The sequence below is a fragment of the Massilimicrobiota sp. An80 genome, from assembly GCF_002159255.1.
Lineage (GTDB): Bacteria > Bacillota_I > Bacilli_A > Erysipelotrichales > Coprobacillaceae > Allocoprobacillus > Allocoprobacillus merdigallinarum.
This window is the reverse complement of record NZ_NFHI01000047.1, coordinates 1-16,877: the sequence shown is the minus strand read 5'-3', so window position 1 is coordinate 16,877 and position 16,877 is coordinate 1. Positions and strand designations below refer to the sequence as shown.

At 30.6% G+C, this 16,877-nt stretch carries 17 protein-coding genes; 12 read left to right on the top strand and 5 right to left on the bottom strand.

What is annotated here, in order from left to right; translation table 11 throughout:
* Positions 1–176: 176 nt before the first annotated feature.
* Positions 177–842, top strand: coding sequence for a response regulator transcription factor (locus B5G32_RS11210; RefSeq protein WP_087243914.1), 666 nt, complete (start codon positions 177–179; stop codon positions 840–842).
* 3 nt (positions 843–845) lie between these two features.
* Positions 846–2,741 (top strand): sensor histidine kinase, encoded by a 1,896-nt coding sequence (locus B5G32_RS11205; RefSeq protein ID WP_087243913.1) that lies wholly within the window; start codon positions 846–848, stop codon positions 2,739–2,741.
* Between the two features lie 22 nt (positions 2,742–2,763).
* Here the strand turns inward: B5G32_RS11205 and B5G32_RS11200 are convergent, their stop codons facing one another.
* Positions 2,764–3,225 carry a YbaK/EbsC family protein gene (locus B5G32_RS11200; RefSeq protein ID WP_087936707.1) on the bottom strand — a complete coding sequence of 154 codons (462 nt, stop codon included), beginning with the start codon at positions 3,223–3,225 and terminating at the stop codon, positions 2,764–2,766.
* Positions 3,226–3,387: 162 nt separating this feature from the next.
* Between B5G32_RS11200 and B5G32_RS11195 the strand changes: the two genes are divergently transcribed.
* The 8 genes from B5G32_RS11195 (at position 3,388) to B5G32_RS11165 (ending at position 12,123) form a co-directional block, all read left to right on the top strand.
* Complete coding sequence (locus tag B5G32_RS11195) at positions 3,388–5,574, top strand: SpoIIE family protein phosphatase (RefSeq protein ID WP_087297784.1); 2,187 nt, start codon at positions 3,388–3,390, stop codon at positions 5,572–5,574.
* 70 nt (positions 5,575–5,644) lie between these two features.
* On the top strand, positions 5,645–6,880 hold the full coding sequence (gene tilS, locus B5G32_RS11190) for a tRNA lysidine(34) synthetase TilS (protein ID WP_239386241.1): 1,236 nt from the start codon (positions 5,645–5,647) through the stop codon (positions 6,878–6,880).
* A 27-nt stretch (positions 6,881–6,907) separates the two neighbouring features.
* Positions 6,908–7,438 (top strand): hypoxanthine phosphoribosyltransferase, encoded by a 531-nt coding sequence (hpt, locus tag B5G32_RS14180; RefSeq protein ID WP_087297786.1) that lies wholly within the window; start codon positions 6,908–6,910, stop codon positions 7,436–7,438.
* 15 nt (positions 7,439–7,453) lie between these two features.
* The gene (gene ftsH, locus B5G32_RS11185) at positions 7,454–9,412 is read left to right on the top strand and encodes an ATP-dependent zinc metalloprotease FtsH (protein ID WP_087936706.1); all 1,959 of its coding nucleotides are present in this window, start codon (positions 7,454–7,456) and stop codon (positions 9,410–9,412) included.
* Between the two features lie 132 nt (positions 9,413–9,544).
* A complete protein-coding gene (hslO, locus tag B5G32_RS11180; protein WP_087936705.1) occupies positions 9,545–10,417 on the top strand; it encodes an Hsp33 family molecular chaperone HslO in 873 nt (290 codons plus the stop codon).
* A gap of 185 nt (positions 10,418–10,602) precedes the next feature.
* On the top strand, positions 10,603–11,127 hold the full coding sequence (locus tag B5G32_RS11175) for a flavodoxin domain-containing protein (protein WP_087243908.1): 525 nt from the start codon (positions 10,603–10,605) through the stop codon (positions 11,125–11,127).
* A gap of 29 nt (positions 11,128–11,156) precedes the next feature.
* Entirely contained in the window at positions 11,157–11,555 is a 399-nt protein-coding gene (locus B5G32_RS11170) for an SRPBCC family protein (protein ID WP_087936704.1), read from the top strand.
* 28 nt (positions 11,556–11,583) lie between these two features.
* A complete protein-coding gene (locus B5G32_RS11165) occupies positions 11,584–12,123 on the top strand; it encodes a DUF1697 domain-containing protein (protein WP_087936703.1) in 540 nt (179 codons plus the stop codon).
* 181 nt (positions 12,124–12,304) lie between these two features.
* Here B5G32_RS11165 and B5G32_RS11160 read toward each other — a convergent pair whose 3' ends face one another.
* Positions 12,305–12,751, bottom strand: a complete 447-nt coding sequence (locus B5G32_RS11160) for a nucleotide triphosphate diphosphatase NUDT15 (protein ID WP_087936702.1) — start codon at positions 12,749–12,751, stop codon at positions 12,305–12,307.
* A gap of 217 nt (positions 12,752–12,968) precedes the next feature.
* On the opposite strand from B5G32_RS11160, the gene dusB reads away from it, so the two are divergent.
* Both dusB and B5G32_RS11150 read left to right on the top strand, forming a co-directional pair.
* Positions 12,969–13,967, top strand: a complete 999-nt coding sequence (gene dusB, locus B5G32_RS11155) for a tRNA dihydrouridine synthase DusB (RefSeq protein ID WP_087936708.1) — start codon at positions 12,969–12,971, stop codon at positions 13,965–13,967.
* A gap of 548 nt (positions 13,968–14,515) precedes the next feature.
* Positions 14,516–14,959 carry an Ig-like domain-containing protein gene (locus tag B5G32_RS11150; RefSeq protein WP_087936701.1) on the top strand — a complete coding sequence of 148 codons (444 nt, stop codon included), beginning with the start codon at positions 14,516–14,518 and terminating at the stop codon, positions 14,957–14,959.
* Between the two features lie 216 nt (positions 14,960–15,175).
* Here the strand turns inward: B5G32_RS11150 and B5G32_RS11145 are convergent, their stop codons facing one another.
* The 3 genes from B5G32_RS11145 to B5G32_RS11135 form a co-directional block, all read right to left on the bottom strand.
* A complete protein-coding gene (locus B5G32_RS11145) occupies positions 15,176–15,496 on the bottom strand; it encodes a hypothetical protein (RefSeq protein WP_087936700.1) in 321 nt (106 codons plus the stop codon).
* Positions 15,486–15,944, bottom strand: a complete 459-nt coding sequence (locus tag B5G32_RS11140) for a hypothetical protein (RefSeq protein WP_087936699.1) — start codon at positions 15,942–15,944, stop codon at positions 15,486–15,488. Before B5G32_RS11140 ends, B5G32_RS11145 begins: the two co-directional genes overlap by 11 nt.
* Positions 15,945–16,140: 196 nt before the next feature.
* Entirely contained in the window at positions 16,141–16,725 is a 585-nt protein-coding gene (locus B5G32_RS11135) for a histidine phosphatase family protein (protein WP_087243901.1), read from the bottom strand.
* Positions 16,726–16,877: the final 152 nt, after the last annotated feature.

Genomic DNA, 16,877 nt, shown 5'->3' with positions numbered 1-16,877 from the left:
CAGGAGTAGAGAGATCAATCATAAGAACACCACCTAAGATGATTATACAATACAAAAAAGCGATAATCATCAAAGATGATTAATCGCCATGGACAAAATTTATTTTGTCCTTTTTTTATTTTTCATATTTTTTCCATAAATTTATATTATAATAAAGAAAAATAGGAGGTGTTTATATGAAAGTCTTATTGGTTGAAGATGAAAAACTAATACGTCAGTTCATTGTAGAGTATTTTCAAAAACAGGGAGAAGAAGTTATTGAAGCCAGTGATGGATATGAAGGTTTATCACTATTAGATGATAGCTTTGATCTTGTTTTATTAGATATTATGATGCCTGGTATTGATGGGTATGAAGTTTGTAAACAGATTCGTCAAAAGAATGATATTCCTATTTTATTTATTAGTGCTTTAAGTGATGATGATAATAAATTAAAAGGATATGATCTTGGTGCTGATGATTTTATATCTAAGCCATTTACACCTTCATTATTATATGCAAAATGTAATGCTTTATTAAAACGCTTTAAAAAAGATGAGCAGGGGATGATTATTGAAGAAGGAATCATCCGTATTAATGATGATACGCATGAAGTTTATATTGATGGAGAAAAAGTATCTTTATCACATAAAGAATATCAGATGTTGATGTATTTTATTGATAATAAACGTAAAATTTTATCTAGAGATCAGCTTTTAGATCGTATCTGGGGTTATGATTATTATGGTGATCAGCGTATTGTTGATACTTATGTCAAAAAATTAAGAAAAAAATTAAAAGCAGCTTCAGTCTATATTCAAACGGTAGTCAAAATTGGCTATATGTTTGATTCTAAGGGGTAATCTATGAGAAAATTAAACTTTAGTTTAGTTATCAAAATAGCCTGTATTATTTTATTAGCTTTTTTAGCAGTATTAGGTAATGAAATTCGTTTAGGGATTGAGCGCTATATTAAAAACACATTAGAAACTGATGCTGAAATAACGATTCGTAACTTAGATAAGTTTGCCAAAAATTATATTGAAAGAATTGCAGTGAATCCAGTTGATTTATCTTCCCAACAATTTTTAAGATTATATCATCATGCGCTTTCTGGGGATTTAACGAAAGTCAAATGTTTGGTTGATGCTGATGGAAAGATTTTAGATATGTCTAGAGATGGGGTTGAAGGACCATCATTATCTTTGATAGTTGAAAAAGATGATACGAATTATTCTGTTGGTATTGATTTTTCTTCATTGAGTCAAAAAGATTTGGAAAAATTGGAGAAGGTCATTATACAACATCAAAATTCACAATTAGATATATCTATTGATGTTCATATAGGCCAATATAATGAATTTAATGGTGAAATGAGAGATTTGGATTTTAAAGAAATAAAAGTCAACAATCAGACAGTTATTGAGCATCAGGTTGAAGGTGAAATAACACATATAGAAGGTGTTGCCAGTTCTTATATGAGTGCCAAGATGGAGCTGTTGTTTCCATATTCAGCAGATGGTTTATCATATTCTTCTAACTTAACACAAAAAGCAATGTTAACTGATTATCATGATGCTTTTAATGGATTAAAACAGCAAATTCAAAAGAATTTTGAACAATTTAAGGATTCAGGAAAAGAATTTAATTCATCAATTTATGATTATACACAATACTATTTGATTAATCCTTATGAATATAATGGTAAATATTATTCTACCATTATGATGCGATTAGAAGATTGGATCACACCTAATCAAACGCAAGAAGAAGTCACTGTAGATGCAGCAACAGTAGGTTATATTTTTATAACGCAGGAATATGAAAATCTACGTATGAAAAGTTTACAACAATTTATGTATGATAATTCATCAACGTATATTTTAGCTATTGTTTTGATTATTATTATGTGCTTTATTGTGGCTTATATGATTGTCCGTCCAATCAAACAATTAGAATTAGCTGCCTGGCGTATTTCTCGTAAGCAGTTTGAATATCCTATTGATACCTCACGCCATGATGAACTTGGTGATTTGGCTCGAAGTGTTGATAAGATGAGTAAGGAATTAGAAAAAACAATCAATGATTTGCATCAGGAAATTGAACGTGTTCAACAACTAGAGGTTGTCAGAAAAGAGTTCGTTTCTAATTTTACACATGAAATTAAAACACCACTAGGCATTATTAATGGTTTTAGTGAAATGGTTGAACTGGAACAGGATGAAAAGAAACGTAATGAATACATACAAATCATTCAAAATGAAACAAGACGCATTAATGAACTTGTTTTAGCTATGTTAGACTTATCAAAACTAGAATCTCAAAATATGACATTGGATCTTGAAGAAGTAGATTTATTAGATATCGTTGACGAAGCTTTAGAATCAATGGCTTGTCTGTTTGAAGCACAGAAAGTTCATTTGAAAACTGATTTAGATTCTAGTATTATCCAAGCCGACCCTTTTAAGATAGGAATGGTTATTACAAATTATATAAGTAATGCTTTGCGTTATACAGAAGCAGGCGAAGAAGTCATTATTCATTTGGACGAACATTGCTTCTCAGTAGAAAATACAGGAGCTCATATCCCAGAAGAAGACATACAAAAAATCTGGCTCTCTTTTCATAAAGTTGATAAAGCCAGAAATGAAGGTGGAACTGGTTTGGGGTTAGCTATCTGTAAAGCTATATTGGAATTGCATCATTTTGAATATGGTGTTGAAAATACACCACAGGGTGTTCTCTTCTATTTTAAATATTAGTTCCCTTTAGGGGGAACTTTTCTTATTTACAAACATCTATCCAGTCTTGAGGATGACAACACTCTTCTAATTCATGACAAGATAAACGAATCGCACTATGATCATTGCCAGCTGCAGGGTAGACGTATGCTAACTTTTGTAAAGAGATATCAAGATAAATTTGTACATTGTCTTTGACTGCAAAAGGACATACACCACCAGGACTATGTCCAATATAGGATTCAACAAGTTCATTAGGAATCATTTTTGCTTTTTTATGGAAGTATTGTTTATATTTTTTATTGTCAATTTTGGCATCACCAGCCATAACAATCAACAAAGGTTGTTCATCTATTAAAAAAGATAAAGTTTTAGCAATCTGTTGAGGTTGACATCCTAATGCTTTTGAAGCTAATTCAACAGTTGCGCTAGAATCCTTTAAATCAATAATACGATCTGCTAAATGAAGTTGATGAAAATATGTTTGAACACGTTTATATGACATAGTTATGACCTCCTTTGATGTCTCTCAGTTTTAGTATAATCTTTTGAATAGGATAAGTAAAATCTATAGAATGATGACTGTTTAAAAAAATAATGATTGTCTTTTAAATATGACAAATAATGCAAAAGGGAACCTCTATAATAATGGCAAGAGGTGGGAAAAATGGAACTGATTCTTAGTCCTAGTCGTATGAAAAAGATTAGGTACCAATTTATTTTTTATATAACATTAATTTCTTTTTTAATTTCTATTGTACATATTTATTCAACATCATTATTATTTGCATTGCCTTTTTTTTATGTGTGCTTTATGTGTGGGTATCAGTCTATTATAGGTTATGCTATAGGGCTTGGTATAGGGGTTATATTCTTAGATGTTCCTTATGATGTTTTTGTGATAAGTGCTATATCTTTTGTTATTTTAGAATTCTGTTTACTGTTTCAATCTATGAAATCAAGATATGTGCCCTATCTTTTAACATTGATTGGAGGCATCTATTATGCTTATATTCAAATAGATTTACTTTCAACTTTATTACTCACTATTTTAACATATATCAATACAATGATTTTTACATCTTTAACACCGATATTTATGCATGGCGAAGCTGAGCTTTTAACTCATGAAAGAATGAAAGCTTTAACAGTTGTAATTCTTATATGTACAATGGGGTTATTGCCATATTCTCAAATGTCAACAATGATATTAATTCGTATTTTTATTTTAATTATGATTTATCATGAATGTTTAGATGATTTATTGCCAGGATTATTTTATAGTGCTATGTTGATGCTGTTGATGGATCTAGGATATAAAGATGATATTTTATCTTTTTTACTACCCCTTTTCTTTTTCTATATGATTCCTTGTCATAAAAAATCAACTATCGTCTCTCTATATTTTGTATCTCATCTTATTTTGCCATTCTTTTTAGATTTTCAATATACATATCATGGATTTATTGTCGTTGCCAGTGGCTTGATTTTTTTCATCTTACCGATGCGTTTACATAAACCTGTGTTGTCTTCAAGTTATCAGGAAATGACTTTTAAACAACAATTATCAAAACAGGTTGATTCTTTCTGTCATTTATTTGAACAGATGACGGCTCTGTTTACGAAAGCACCTGCACCTAATCGTTCTTTAGAATATGTGGGTTATATTTATGAAGATATGTGTCAGAATTGTTCAAGTCAAACCACTTGCTTTCATAAAAAATATGGACCACATCGTTTAGTCAAATTAATGAATAAAGGATTGAAAGAAAGTTATAGTGAAGCTGATGAAGATTTTATTCATCAATATTGTTTAAATCCAGAAAAATATCTAGCTTTAGTACAGCAGTATCGTAAAGATTATCGGAAAATCAGACGAGTTCAAGAAGAATATAAAGTGATGAAAAATGATCTCTATCATCAATTTTCATTATTAAATCATGTTTTTCATCAGTTTTCTCATCAACTGGAAATTGGACATATTGAAGAAAAGCATATTTATGAACATATGGAAGGTTATCATTTTCAATTGGCACATCTTAAAAAATACTATGAATCACAATCAGTCTATTATTTAGAAATAGGGCTATATGATATGACTAGAGAAGAAATTGAAAATGAATTTATACCGATTCTTGAAGCTTATCTTAATGAAACATTGGATATAGAAGTTATCAAAACACCCATGCATCAGTTAGGTTATACATATCTTGTTTTAAAACATCATACCCGTTATTTTATTCAATACGGAGTCTCACAATGTGCTAAAGAAAGTATTGCCTGTGGGGATAGTTATACGATTTTTTCTATGAATGAAAATGACTATTTTGCCTTGAGTGATGGTATGGGGCAGGGACAAAAAGCAAGTGATGATTCAAGCTTGACATTAGATGTCATGAAACAGTTAATTACAAATGGCATTTCTTTAAATGATACCATTCAATCAGTGAATGCTTTATTAAAAATTAAAAATCGTAATGATATGTTTACTACGGTTGATATGATAGAAATCAATCTGGTCAATGGAGTGACAACATTTATGAAATATGGGGCTTGTCCAACCTATATTTTACGTGATCATGAAATCATAGAAGTAGAATCTAAAACGTTACCGATGGGTATTGTTTCACCACTTGAAACAATGATTCAAAAACAAACTTTGAAAGAAAATGATATGATTTTTATGGTAAGTGATGGTTTTTCAGGACATTTTAGAGAATTTTTAAAGGATAATGAATATTTGATTGGTGATGATCATCCTAAAGATATTGCTCATTTATTTATGACATTGGCAAATGATGAACAAAGGAATGATGATATGACCATCATGGTTTTAAAAATATGTAAGCAATAATCCCAAAATATTGGGATTTTTGTTTTGGAATTATCATTTCTTTGATATAATGTCCTCATGGAGTGATAGCATGAATTTAGAGTTATTAGATCGTTCAAAATATTACGTGATTGGTGTATCTGGTGGATGCGATTCAATGTATCTTTTAGATACTTTAAGAAAGGAAGGGTATCATTTGCTGGTTGCTCATGTGAATTATAATTATCGTCATGATAGTTATATGGATTATGAGTTAGTCAGTGATTATTGTGCAACGTATGGAATTCCTTTCTATTATAAAGAATTTCATCCTCAAGATTATCATCAGGGTAATTTTCAAAATCAGGCAAGAACGTTAAGATATAATTTTTATAAAGAAATCTATGATCTTTATCATGTTGATGGTGTGATTTTAGGTCATCATTTAGATGATCATCTGGAAACTATTTATATGCAGTTATCCCATCATAATACGGTTCACTATTTAGGAATTAAACAGGAAACACATGTTCAAAATATGCGCATTATTAGACCTTTAATGTGTCTATATAAAGAAGAAATCATCAAAAGATGTCAAGATGGGCATATTCCTTATCATGATGATTATACAAATTTTGAAACGGATTTTGAAAGAGATAAAGTTCGTAATACTGTTTTGAATCATTATACATTACAACAAAAAGAAGGACTTTTAAAAAAGGCTGAAGCACATAATCAAAGAATCAAAGAATTAGAGTTTAAAGTTCAAACCTATTACCAACAATATAAAACAGATGGCATTATTTACTATTATTATATTCCTAAAGAGTTAAGAGAAATCTTCCTTTATTTAATTTTACGTGATGTGATGCCAACACAGTTAATTTCTTATTCTCTTATTCAGGAAATCAAGCATCAGATTGATAGTGTGAAACCAAATATTCAAATGAATTTACCAGTTAATTATCTGTTCATAAAAGAATACGATAATATCTACATCATTGATAAAGATAAAACCAAGGGCTATCATTTTGAATTTAGAGAATATATGCCTTTTGGTTGTGAGTATTTCCATTTATTAGATAGTGGTCATATCAATGAAGGGGTCTTTCTTGCCCCTGAAGATTATCCAATTACTATCCGTACAATGAAAGAAGGCGATAGCATTATGACATCTTCTGGAACAAAAAAGCTCTCACGTCTATTTATAAATGCAAAAATTCCTGCTTTGAAAAGAAAAACATGGCCTGTTGTCGTGAATAAGGATGGAACTATTGTTTTAGTTCCACATATTGCAAAAAACATTGATTATTTGACTACAAAACCAAATGTATTTGTGATAAAATAAAAAGGCTTATTATAAGGAGTGAGAAGTATGCATAAAGATGTTAAAGAGATTTTATATACTCAAGAAGAAATTGTTGAGAAGTGTAAAGAATTAGCAAAACAAATTACAAATGATTATAATGATAAAGAAGTGATTCTGGTTGGTTTATTAAAAGGATCTGTTCCTTTTTTAGCGGAATTATCTAAATATATAGAATTAGATGTGACATTTGATTATATGGATGTCAGCAGTTATGAAGGTGTTGAATCACGAACAATTACAATCAAGAAAGATTTGGATCAGGATGTCAAAGGTAAAGATATCTTACTTGTAGAAGATATTTTAGATACCGGTAAAACATTAACAACAGTCAAAGCAATGCTTGAAGAACGTGGTGCAAATTCTGTTGAAATTGTCACAATGTTAGATAAAAAAGAAGGACGTACTTATCCAATTGAAGCAAAGTATGTAGGATTTGAAATTCCTAATGCATTTGTGATTGGATTTGGATTGGATTTTAATGAGAAATATCGTCAATTACCTTATGTAGGTATTTTAAAAGAAGAATGTTATCAGTAGTGAAAAGGAGATTATATGAACAATAAGAATAAGAGTTTAATAAAAGCCATATTGCCTTGGGTTCTTGTCATTATTTTATTAAGTTCATTAGTTCCATTATTAAATATGGGGCGTACAAATGAAGTGAACTATACTGAGTTTACGGAAATTGTCAATAAAGAAAATGTAACTGAAGTATCAGTGATGCCTGGTATTTATGTGACAAGTGTAGAAGGACAATATACAAAGACTGAAGAAGGCCAAGAAGTCAATTATACATTTACAACAAATGTTCCACAGACTGATCAGGAATTAGATTCTTTAATTCAGTTAATGGAAGATAAAGGTATTACAGTTGAAGTTTTAGATGCAAAAAGTGAAAATATGTTGGTAGATACTTTATTAGGTTTACTTCCATATATTTTATTGATTGGTGTGATGTTTTTTGTAATGAGAAGCATTGGTGGTGGCGGGGGTGCCAATGCCAAAGCTTTCGATTTTGGAAACTCACGTGCAAAATTAGAAAAAGACAGCAAAACAAGATTTACAGATGTTGCTGGAGCAGATGAAGAAAAAGAAGAATTAAAAGAATTAGTAGATTTCTTGAAAAATCCAAAGAAATTTGCCAACATGGGGGCTAAAATTCCTAGAGGTGTATTACTTGTAGGGCCTCCAGGTACAGGTAAAACATTACTTGCGAGAGCAGTGGCTGGTGAAGCCAATGTACCTTTCTATTCTATTTCAGGTTCTGAATTCGTAGAAATGTTCGTTGGTGTTGGTGCTGGACGTGTGCGTGATATGTTTAAAAAGGCAAAACAAAATGCACCATGTATCATCTTCATTGATGAAATTGATGCTGTGGGGCGTCAAAGAGGAACTGGTGTCGGTGGTGGACATGATGAACGTGAACAGACATTGAACCAGTTATTAGTTGAAATGGATGGATTTAGTGGTAATGAAGGTATTATCATTTTAGCAGCAACAAACCGTGCTGATGTCTTAGACCCTGCATTACTTCGTCCAGGACGTTTTGATAGACAAATTCAAGTTGCAAACCCAGATAAAAAAGCGAGAGCTGAAATCTTACGTGTGCATGCACGTAATAAGAAATTTACAGATGATGTGAATTTTGATAACATTGCACAACGTACTCCTGGTTTCTCAGGTGCAGAGTTAGCTAACGTATTAAATGAAGCGGCTTTATTAGCGGTTCGTTTAGGACATAAACGTATTACTTTAGATGATGTTGATGAAGCGATTGACCGTGTTATTGGTGGACCTGCGAAAAAATCACGTAAGTATACAGAAAAAGAAAGAAAATTGGTCGCTTATCATGAAGCAGGACATGCAATTATTGGTTTAACTTTAGAGGATGCCAATAAAGTTCAAAAAGTCACAATTATTCCTAGAGGTCAAGCTGGTGGATATAACTTAATGACACCAAAAGAAGAAACGTATTTCCAGACAAAATCACAGTTAATGGCAAGCATTACAGGATTTATGGGTGGACGTGTGGCTGAAGAAATCTTCTTTGGTGATGTCTCTTCTGGTGCGCATAATGATATTGAACAGGCGACTCGTATTGCCAGATTAATGGTTACTGAATTAGGTATGTCTGATTTAGGACCAATTAAATATGATTCTGGTCATGATGCAGTATTCTTAGGTAGAGATTATTCTTCTACAAGCAATACACATTCTGGTCAAATTGCTTATGAAATTGATCAGCAAGTTCGTAAGATTATTGATAGTTGTTATGAACAATGTCGTCAGATTATCAATGAACAAAAAGATAAGTTAATTATTATTGCGAATGCTTTATTAGAGCATGAAACATTAAATAATGAACAAATTGAATCATTATATAACACTGGACATATGTTAGAAATGGATAATGGTGTGGATGACAATGATCATCATGATCAAAACCCACCAGTAGAAGAAAAGAAAAACACAGTGAATTTAGATGATGATTTATTAGATGAAATGAAATAAGCACGTATGTGCTTATTTTTGTAAGAGGAGATTACAATGAAAAGAAGTACAATGAGTAAATTATTGGTTCTTATTATTATTGCGTCTATGGTTATTCCGTTAATTGGTTACTTTGCGCTAGGAGGTTAAAAGATGAAAGATTATTTAGTGAGAGGTTTAGTACAATCAAAAAACTGTCGTGTATTTGCATGTACAACACAGCATTTATTAGAAACAGCAAGACAAAAGCATGACTTATGGCCAACAGCTTCAGCAGCTTTAGGACGTTTGATGTCAGCCACTTTGATGCTTGGAGCGATGAATAAAAATCATGAGAAAATGACCGTCACAATGAACGGTGGTGGATCTATTGGCACATTAATGGCATGTACACATAGTGATGGGAAAATTAAAGCTTTTGTTGGAAATCCACATGTTCATTATACTTATGAAGATACAGGTAAACTCGGTGTTGGTTTAGCTGTAGGAAATCAGGGAACTTTACAAGTGATTAAGGATATGGGATTAAAAGAACCATTTATTGGGACTGTACCTATCCAAACTGGTGAAATTGGTGAAGATTTTTCTTATTATTTTATGGTATCAGAACAGGTGCCATCTGTCGTTTCATTAGGTGTTCTTGTTGATACAACAAATGAAATCTTATCTAGTGGTGGATTTATTATCCAACTTTTACCTGAAGCCAGTGATGAAGATATTTCTTATATTGAAGATAAAATGAGAAATTTCCCAGCAGTTTCTGCTTTATTAAATGAAGGTCATACACCTGAAGAAATATTAAAAATGATTTTTGAAGATGTTGAAATATTAGATACGCAAGATTTATCTTTTGAATGTGACTGTTCAAAAGATAAAATGAGAAATGCATTAATGACAGTAGGAAAAGATGAAATTCAAGCGATGATTGATGAAGATCATGGTTGTGAAATGACATGTCAGTTCTGTAATTCAAAGTATACTTTTAGTGAAGATGAATTAAAATCATTATTAGAGGATATCCAGTAGGATATTCTTTTTTTATGTTGTGAAATCATAGAATGTCTTACGACTATTTGATGATACAAAAAATTTTGGAGATAATAGTTTGTTAGAAGCTGAAAAGAAATGATTGTGTGATATATTCCTGATATAATTGTATTGTAAAATATAATTTATCATGAAAATGCGTTATGAGAAAGTGAGATGAAAATATGGAAAATGGTATTATCATTTATCAATCAAAGTATGGATCAACAAAAAAATATGTCAATTGGTTAATTGAAGAAACTCAATTTGATTATATAGAAACACCACATGCAAAGATAAAAGATATAGAAAAATATAATACAATTGTATTATGTGGTGGTATCTATGCTTCTGGTATAGCAGGTTTATCATTTCTTAGGAAAAACTATCATTTATTAAAAAATAAAAAAATAGCTATACTATGTGTTGGTGCATCACCATTTGACAAGAAAGCATTTAATGAAGTAAAAGCACATAATCTTAAAGAAGATTTAAAAAATGTACCAACATTTTATGCGAGAGGTGCTTGGGATGAAGAAAAAATGTCATTGAAAGATAGAACTTTATGCAAAATGTTACAAAAAGCTATAGCAAAGAAAGATCCTAGCACTTATGAACCTTGGATGAAAGCACTCATGAGTGCAGTAGGAGAAAAATGTGATTGGACTGATAAGGAATATCTAAGACCATTATTGGAATATATTCAATAAAAATTATAATTTGAGAGGAAGTGCAAAAAATGACAATTTCAAATATAAAAGACAGCATTGATAGTAATATTCATAAAGTTTGGGAAACTGTTTTAGCAGTTGATAAATATACTCAATGGCGAAGTGATTTAAGTAAAACGGAAGTAATAAATGAAGAACAATTTATTGAATATACCAAAAACGGCTATTCCACCACTTTTACTATCACTGTTGTAGAACCACATAAGCGCTGGGAATTTGATATGGAAAATAGCAATATGAAAGGACATTGGATTGGCATTTTCACTTCCATAGACGATAAAACGGAGATTGATTTTACAGAACAGGTAACAGCAAAGAAATTCTATATGAAGCCATTTGTAAAATCATATTTAAAAAAACAGCAAACACAGTTTGTTATGGATTTGAAAAGAATATTAGAGAAATAAATCCTAATTTATAGAGGCGATGAAGAATATGAAAAGATATGTTGCCTTATTGAGAGGAATCAATGTAAGTGGAAAAAATAAAGTCTTTATGCCAGCATTAAAAGAAGGTTTTGAACAACTTGCATTTGAAGATGTTAAGACTTATCTTAATAGTGGAAATGTTATTTTTTCTAGTCACGAAGATGATATAAAGAAGTTGACAAATCAAATTGAACTCGTGATTCACAATCAGTTTCATTTAGACATTTCTGTTTTTGTTATATCAAAACAAGATCTTCTAGATATTTTACACAATTCACCTCAATGGTGGGGCAATAATAACAAAGATATTTATGATAATCTTATTTTTATTATACCATCAGCAAAATTCTTGGACGTCTATAATGAAATTGGGGAACCAAAAAAAGAATTAGAAAAGATAGAGAATTATAAAGAAGTGATATTTTGGTCTTTTAGTCGTAAAGATTATCAAAAAACAAATTGGTGGTCCAAGACAGCAAGTGCAAATATCAATGCAAAACTAACGATAAGAACAGCAAATACAGTCAGAAAAATAGCCAATATGTAATCACTTTTCAAATAATGATATAAAATGAAAAGTCATATAGATAAAGATAAATTTTTATAAAAAAAGAAGGCACAAGGGGAAGGTGCCTTCTCTTTTTGGGGTTTACCAATATTAGGAATATAACTTTGATAACTTACATCTATTTTATATTGGGGAGGAAAAATAGAGGGGAAAGTGTAAGTTATCTGTTTATATGGTTGACAGATCTTTTATTTTTATTCAAATAAAATTCAATAAATTTGAGTGAGGGTAAATAAATATTTTTAGGTAACTCATTTAATGAAAACCAGCGCCATTCATCTTGTTTATCAGGTTCCATAACTTGGAGCTTACCATCATATTTTTTGGCCACAACATGAATCGTTACAAAATGTTTATCTTTTTGGAAATCATCAACAACATTAACAATATGTAAATCATCAATATGAAGATTTGTTTCTTCTTTGACTTCTCTTTTTGCACATTCATATATTGTTTCATCAAATTCCTGTTTGCCACCTGGTAGACACCAGCAATCAGGTTGATAGATACCACCTGTATCTTCATAATGAGCATTTCTATGTCCCATGAGTATTTGATTATCATGAATAATCATAACACCTACACCCACTTTTATGTGTTTTTCCATCATGATCACCTCAATCATCATTATAACAAAAAAATACGATTCTTTTGATGAGAATCGCATTTGTTTATTACTAACAATGTATTTTGAATGGGAGAGGGAAAATATTACATTGCCAATGGAAAATTTATTCTTTATCGCCTCCTATGTTTTATACTATATCAAGTATTTGTCTTTGTATTTTCAAGAAAGTATGTTATATTGTGTTATGGTGAAAAAAATGAAAATTGGAAATATAGAAATTAAAAATAGAATTATTATGGCGCCTATGGCTGGTATCACAAATGTTGCGTTTAGAAAGATTATTAAAGAATTTGGAGCTGGGTTAGTCGTTAGTGAAATGGTTAGTGATAAAGCCTTGTGTTATGGTAATCAAAAAACGATCGAAATGTTGACGATTGATGAAGATGAACATCCGGTTAGTATACAGATATTTGGTGGGGATGTAGATTCCATGGTCAAAGCAGCCAAGTTTGTAGACGAACATTCAAACTGTGATATTATTGATATTAATATGGGATGTCCTGTTCAGAAAGTTTTAAAAGCTCATGCAGGAAGTTATTTGTTGCAGTATCCTGATTTGGTTTATGATATTGTTAAAAATGTGGTGGAAGCTGTCAGCAAGCCAGTGACTGTTAAGATACGTATTGGTTATGACTTTGATTCTATTAACTGTGTAGAAATTGCAAAATTGATTGAAAAAGCAGGAGCGAGTGCTATTGCTGTACATGGAAGAACACGTTCACAAATGTATGAAGGTCATGCCAACTGGGACTATATCAGACAGGTGAAAGAATCTGTCTCTATTCCCGTTATTGGTAATGGAGATGTCAAAACAGCTCAAGATGCAAAACGTATGTTGGAAGAAACAGGTTGTGATGCTGTGATGGTTGGAAGAGCAGCGCTTGGGAATCCATGGGTTATTCAACAGATGGTTGCTTATGTTGAAAATGGAGTTTTATTAGAAGAACCAACAATGGATGAAAAACTCAATCAATGCTTATCACATGCTAAAAGATTGATGAGTGTTGAGGGCGAAAAAAATGCTATGAGACAAATGCGAGGACACGCTCCATGGTATATCAAAGGTTTAAAATCAGCAAGTGCTATTAAGAATCATCTCTCTAAAGTCAATACATATAATGAATTAGAAGAGATTATAGAAAAATATCGCATTTATTTACATACAGGTGATAAAGCAGTTTTTGAGGAAAGATAGGGGAAAAGATTATAGGGAAATAAAAAAAGAAAATTGTTTTACCAATTTTAGGTATATTTGTTATTGTATGCATTATAGGTATTATTTTATGGAATAGGCAAGATTTTCATTTAATCAAAGATACATTAACTTTAGAATATGGAGAAACTTTACCAAATCAATTTGATGATTTTATTGAAACTAATGGTGATATTGAAAATATTGAATACAGTAGTCAAGATATAGATGATTTTAAAGATATCTTAGATGTTGGAGATTATACAATTGATTTTCAATTGGGAAATAAAAAAGAAACTTTACATATTTCAGTAGAAGATACAACGGCTCCTCAATTACAATTATGAGAAGAAGTAACTGCATTACAAAATCATACTATTGATTATGAAGAATGCCTATCTATACAGGATTTATCGGAATATGAGACTACCATTATTGATGATGATGTCAATTACAATACACCAGGAAAATATGTTGCGAAAGCTATAGTTAAAGATGAATATCAAAATCAATCAACAATAGATATACCTGTTACGATTGAAGAAGTAACTTTGAAAGCTTCAAAGACTTCAATGACTTTGAAACCAAATGAAACACAAACATTAAAACTCACAACGAACAGTCATCATGCCATTACATACTCATCAAGTAATCCAGATGTTGTGACGGTGGATGAGGCAGGTCATATATCTGCATTAAAAGCAGGCTCTGCAACTATAAGTGCCACTGTAGACGGACATACACAAACTTGTCACATTACTGTTCCATCCACTCAAAAGAAATCAACGACATCATCTCATCATACAACACATCATTCTTCAACAAATAGAACAACACAATCATCAAATACGAATATTGGAGAAACAGTTTATATTACAAAAACCGGTAGTAAATATCATCGTGCTGGTTGTCGTTATTTAAGAAAAAGTCAAATTGCAATTTCTTTAAGTGAAGCTAAAAATGAAGGATACACAGCATGTAGTGTGTGTTTCTAAAATATAAAAATCATCAAAATATATAAATAGGAGATTTTAGAAATGTTGAGTTTAATCATCATTTAGAAAATCTCTTTTTATTTGGCTTAAGAACATATTTTCAAATAAATTGCTACTATTTTGATAATTAAATAATAGAACTATTATAAAAATTTTGAATTGATGAAGTATATAAATATATGATCTATAAAAAAATGGTAAGCATAATCACTTACCTTACCTTTTTGAATATTTTCTCCTTATAAAAAATTCATAAATGGCCATAACAACAAACATTCCAGGTACAGCAGTGAAAATGGCTATATGAAGAACAACTGTTTGGTCGAAAATAACGCCTTCTAAAATGAAAATCAATCCATATATAAACAATAATAGTGCAGTGGCATGATTATGTTTAGCAACATCTGTTATATTTTTAGCAAGTATAGGGCGTATATTATGATAAATTGTAAGAGGCTTCTGAGACGTATAATGATAGATTGCAGAAACTATGATAATTAATCCTACAACAATAATAAAATATTTTTCATGACTCATATGAAATCTCTCCTTCATCATTTTCTTTTTCATTGTTCATATTTATATATTGTTCAATCGTTTGATCTGAATAACTTAACAGATGACCAAATTCATAAGCGATTTCTGTTCTTAACTGAGAATATTGTTGATTTATAATAGATTGCCTTTTGTGTTCTTTTAATGCAATATATTCTTCTATATATTTCTTTTCTTTATAAAAGATAATATTATATGTTTTTCTATTGAGTGAATAAGGAAATAAATCAGTAATTAAAGGATTATCATCCAAATAATAATAAGTTTGATATTGATTTGTGATAGTTTCCACAAAAGGAATATAGCTATCTCTTTCTTCTTTGGTAGTACAAGGATGAGCTAAAGCTATATTTTTTATACCAGCTTTGACCATTTCATTAAAACAATCAATAACACCACATTGATAGGAATAGGGATCAATTTGTTTCATGGTTGTTCAAGTCCTCTCTTTTTGAATATCATTGTTATAATAATTATATCATATACACCAACAAGTTAAAATAATGATGATATAGACAAGAAACGTTTTTATAATGATGCTTAAAGAATAGTTTGATAAATATGATAGATTTCATGAATAATAAAACAGGACTATTTTGTCCTGCTTTAATAATAGAGTACGATTACTAACTGAATTCTGGTCTTAAGATATCAATATATTTAAATTTCCCATCGTTATATTCAAAGTGTAAAATACAGCAATTAGTGAAACCGCCATTATCCCTTACTATATTTGGATCAGTTACTGAACTTAAGAAGGAATAACAGGCACCACCATGAGATACAGCTAAAACATTTTGATGATCGTCATTTTCCATGATTTCAAGTAAACATTTTGACATTCTTTCTACAACATCATGCGTATATTCTCCACCATAATGAGGGAATAAGTCATCATAATTGAATTCACTCCAACGCTTTGGGTTTAAATCTTCACTTTCTCCTTCAAAATCACCAAAATTTCTTTCTTTAAGTTGTTTTAATCTTTTATAGGGTGTATCCTGTCCGATAATAATTTCTAATGTATCACAACATCTTTCGGATGTAGAACTATAGTAATGATCAAATGAAATATCTTTTAAACATTTCTTTGCTGCTTTGGCCTGCAAGATGCCAGTTTTGGTTAAAGGGGAGTCACACCAACCCTGTATTTTTCTTCTTTTATTAAATAGCGTTTCTCCATGTCTCATTAAATATAAATGTTTAGTCATCAATATCACCTCATATTGATTATATCAAATTTATTATATATAACCAAATACTTCTTTTATGCCATTCCCTATGCTTATAGAGCATATTTATTAATCATTTTCTTTATTGTTACCAATCTAACAACATTGGGTGATATAATAATGTTTAATTC

What these genes read in the sequence shown, in the direction of transcription:
- B5G32_RS11165 (WP_087936703.1), top strand. Translation starts at nt 11,584, where the DNA reads ATGAAAAGATATGTTGCCTTATTGAGAGGAATCAATGTAAGTGGAAAA.
- B5G32_RS11195 (WP_087297784.1), top strand. Translation starts at nt 3,388, where the DNA reads ATGGAACTGATTCTTAGTCCTAGTCGTATGAAAAAGATTAGGTACCAA.
- ftsH (WP_087936706.1), top strand. Translation starts at nt 7,454, where the DNA reads ATGAACAATAAGAATAAGAGTTTAATAAAAGCCATATTGCCTTGGGTT.
- hpt (WP_087297786.1), top strand. Translation starts at nt 6,908, where the DNA reads ATGCATAAAGATGTTAAAGAGATTTTATATACTCAAGAAGAAATTGTT.
- B5G32_RS11175 (WP_087243908.1), top strand. Translation starts at nt 10,603, where the DNA reads ATGGAAAATGGTATTATCATTTATCAATCAAAGTATGGATCAACAAAA.
- tilS (WP_239386241.1), top strand. Translation starts at nt 5,645, where the DNA reads ATGAATTTAGAGTTATTAGATCGTTCAAAATATTACGTGATTGGTGTA.
- B5G32_RS11210 (WP_087243914.1), top strand. Translation starts at nt 177, where the DNA reads ATGAAAGTCTTATTGGTTGAAGATGAAAAACTAATACGTCAGTTCATT.
- B5G32_RS11205 (WP_087243913.1), top strand. Translation starts at nt 846, where the DNA reads ATGAGAAAATTAAACTTTAGTTTAGTTATCAAAATAGCCTGTATTATT.
- hslO (WP_087936705.1), top strand. Translation starts at nt 9,545, where the DNA reads ATGAAAGATTATTTAGTGAGAGGTTTAGTACAATCAAAAAACTGTCGT.
- B5G32_RS11170 (WP_087936704.1), top strand. Translation starts at nt 11,157, where the DNA reads ATGACAATTTCAAATATAAAAGACAGCATTGATAGTAATATTCATAAA.
- B5G32_RS11160 (WP_087936702.1), bottom strand. Translation starts at nt 12,751, where the DNA reads ATGGAAAAACACATAAAAGTGGGTGTAGGTGTTATGATTATTCATGAT.
- B5G32_RS11140 (WP_087936699.1), bottom strand. Translation starts at nt 15,944, where the DNA reads ATGAAACAAATTGATCCCTATTCCTATCAATGTGGTGTTATTGATTGT.
- B5G32_RS11145 (WP_087936700.1), bottom strand. Translation starts at nt 15,496, where the DNA reads ATGAGTCATGAAAAATATTTTATTATTGTTGTAGGATTAATTATCATA.
- B5G32_RS11135 (WP_087243901.1), bottom strand. Translation starts at nt 16,725, where the DNA reads ATGACTAAACATTTATATTTAATGAGACATGGAGAAACGCTATTTAAT.
- dusB (WP_087936708.1), top strand. Translation starts at nt 12,969, where the DNA reads ATGAAAATTGGAAATATAGAAATTAAAAATAGAATTATTATGGCGCCT.
- B5G32_RS11200 (WP_087936707.1), bottom strand. Translation starts at nt 3,225, where the DNA reads ATGTCATATAAACGTGTTCAAACATATTTTCATCAACTTCATTTAGCA.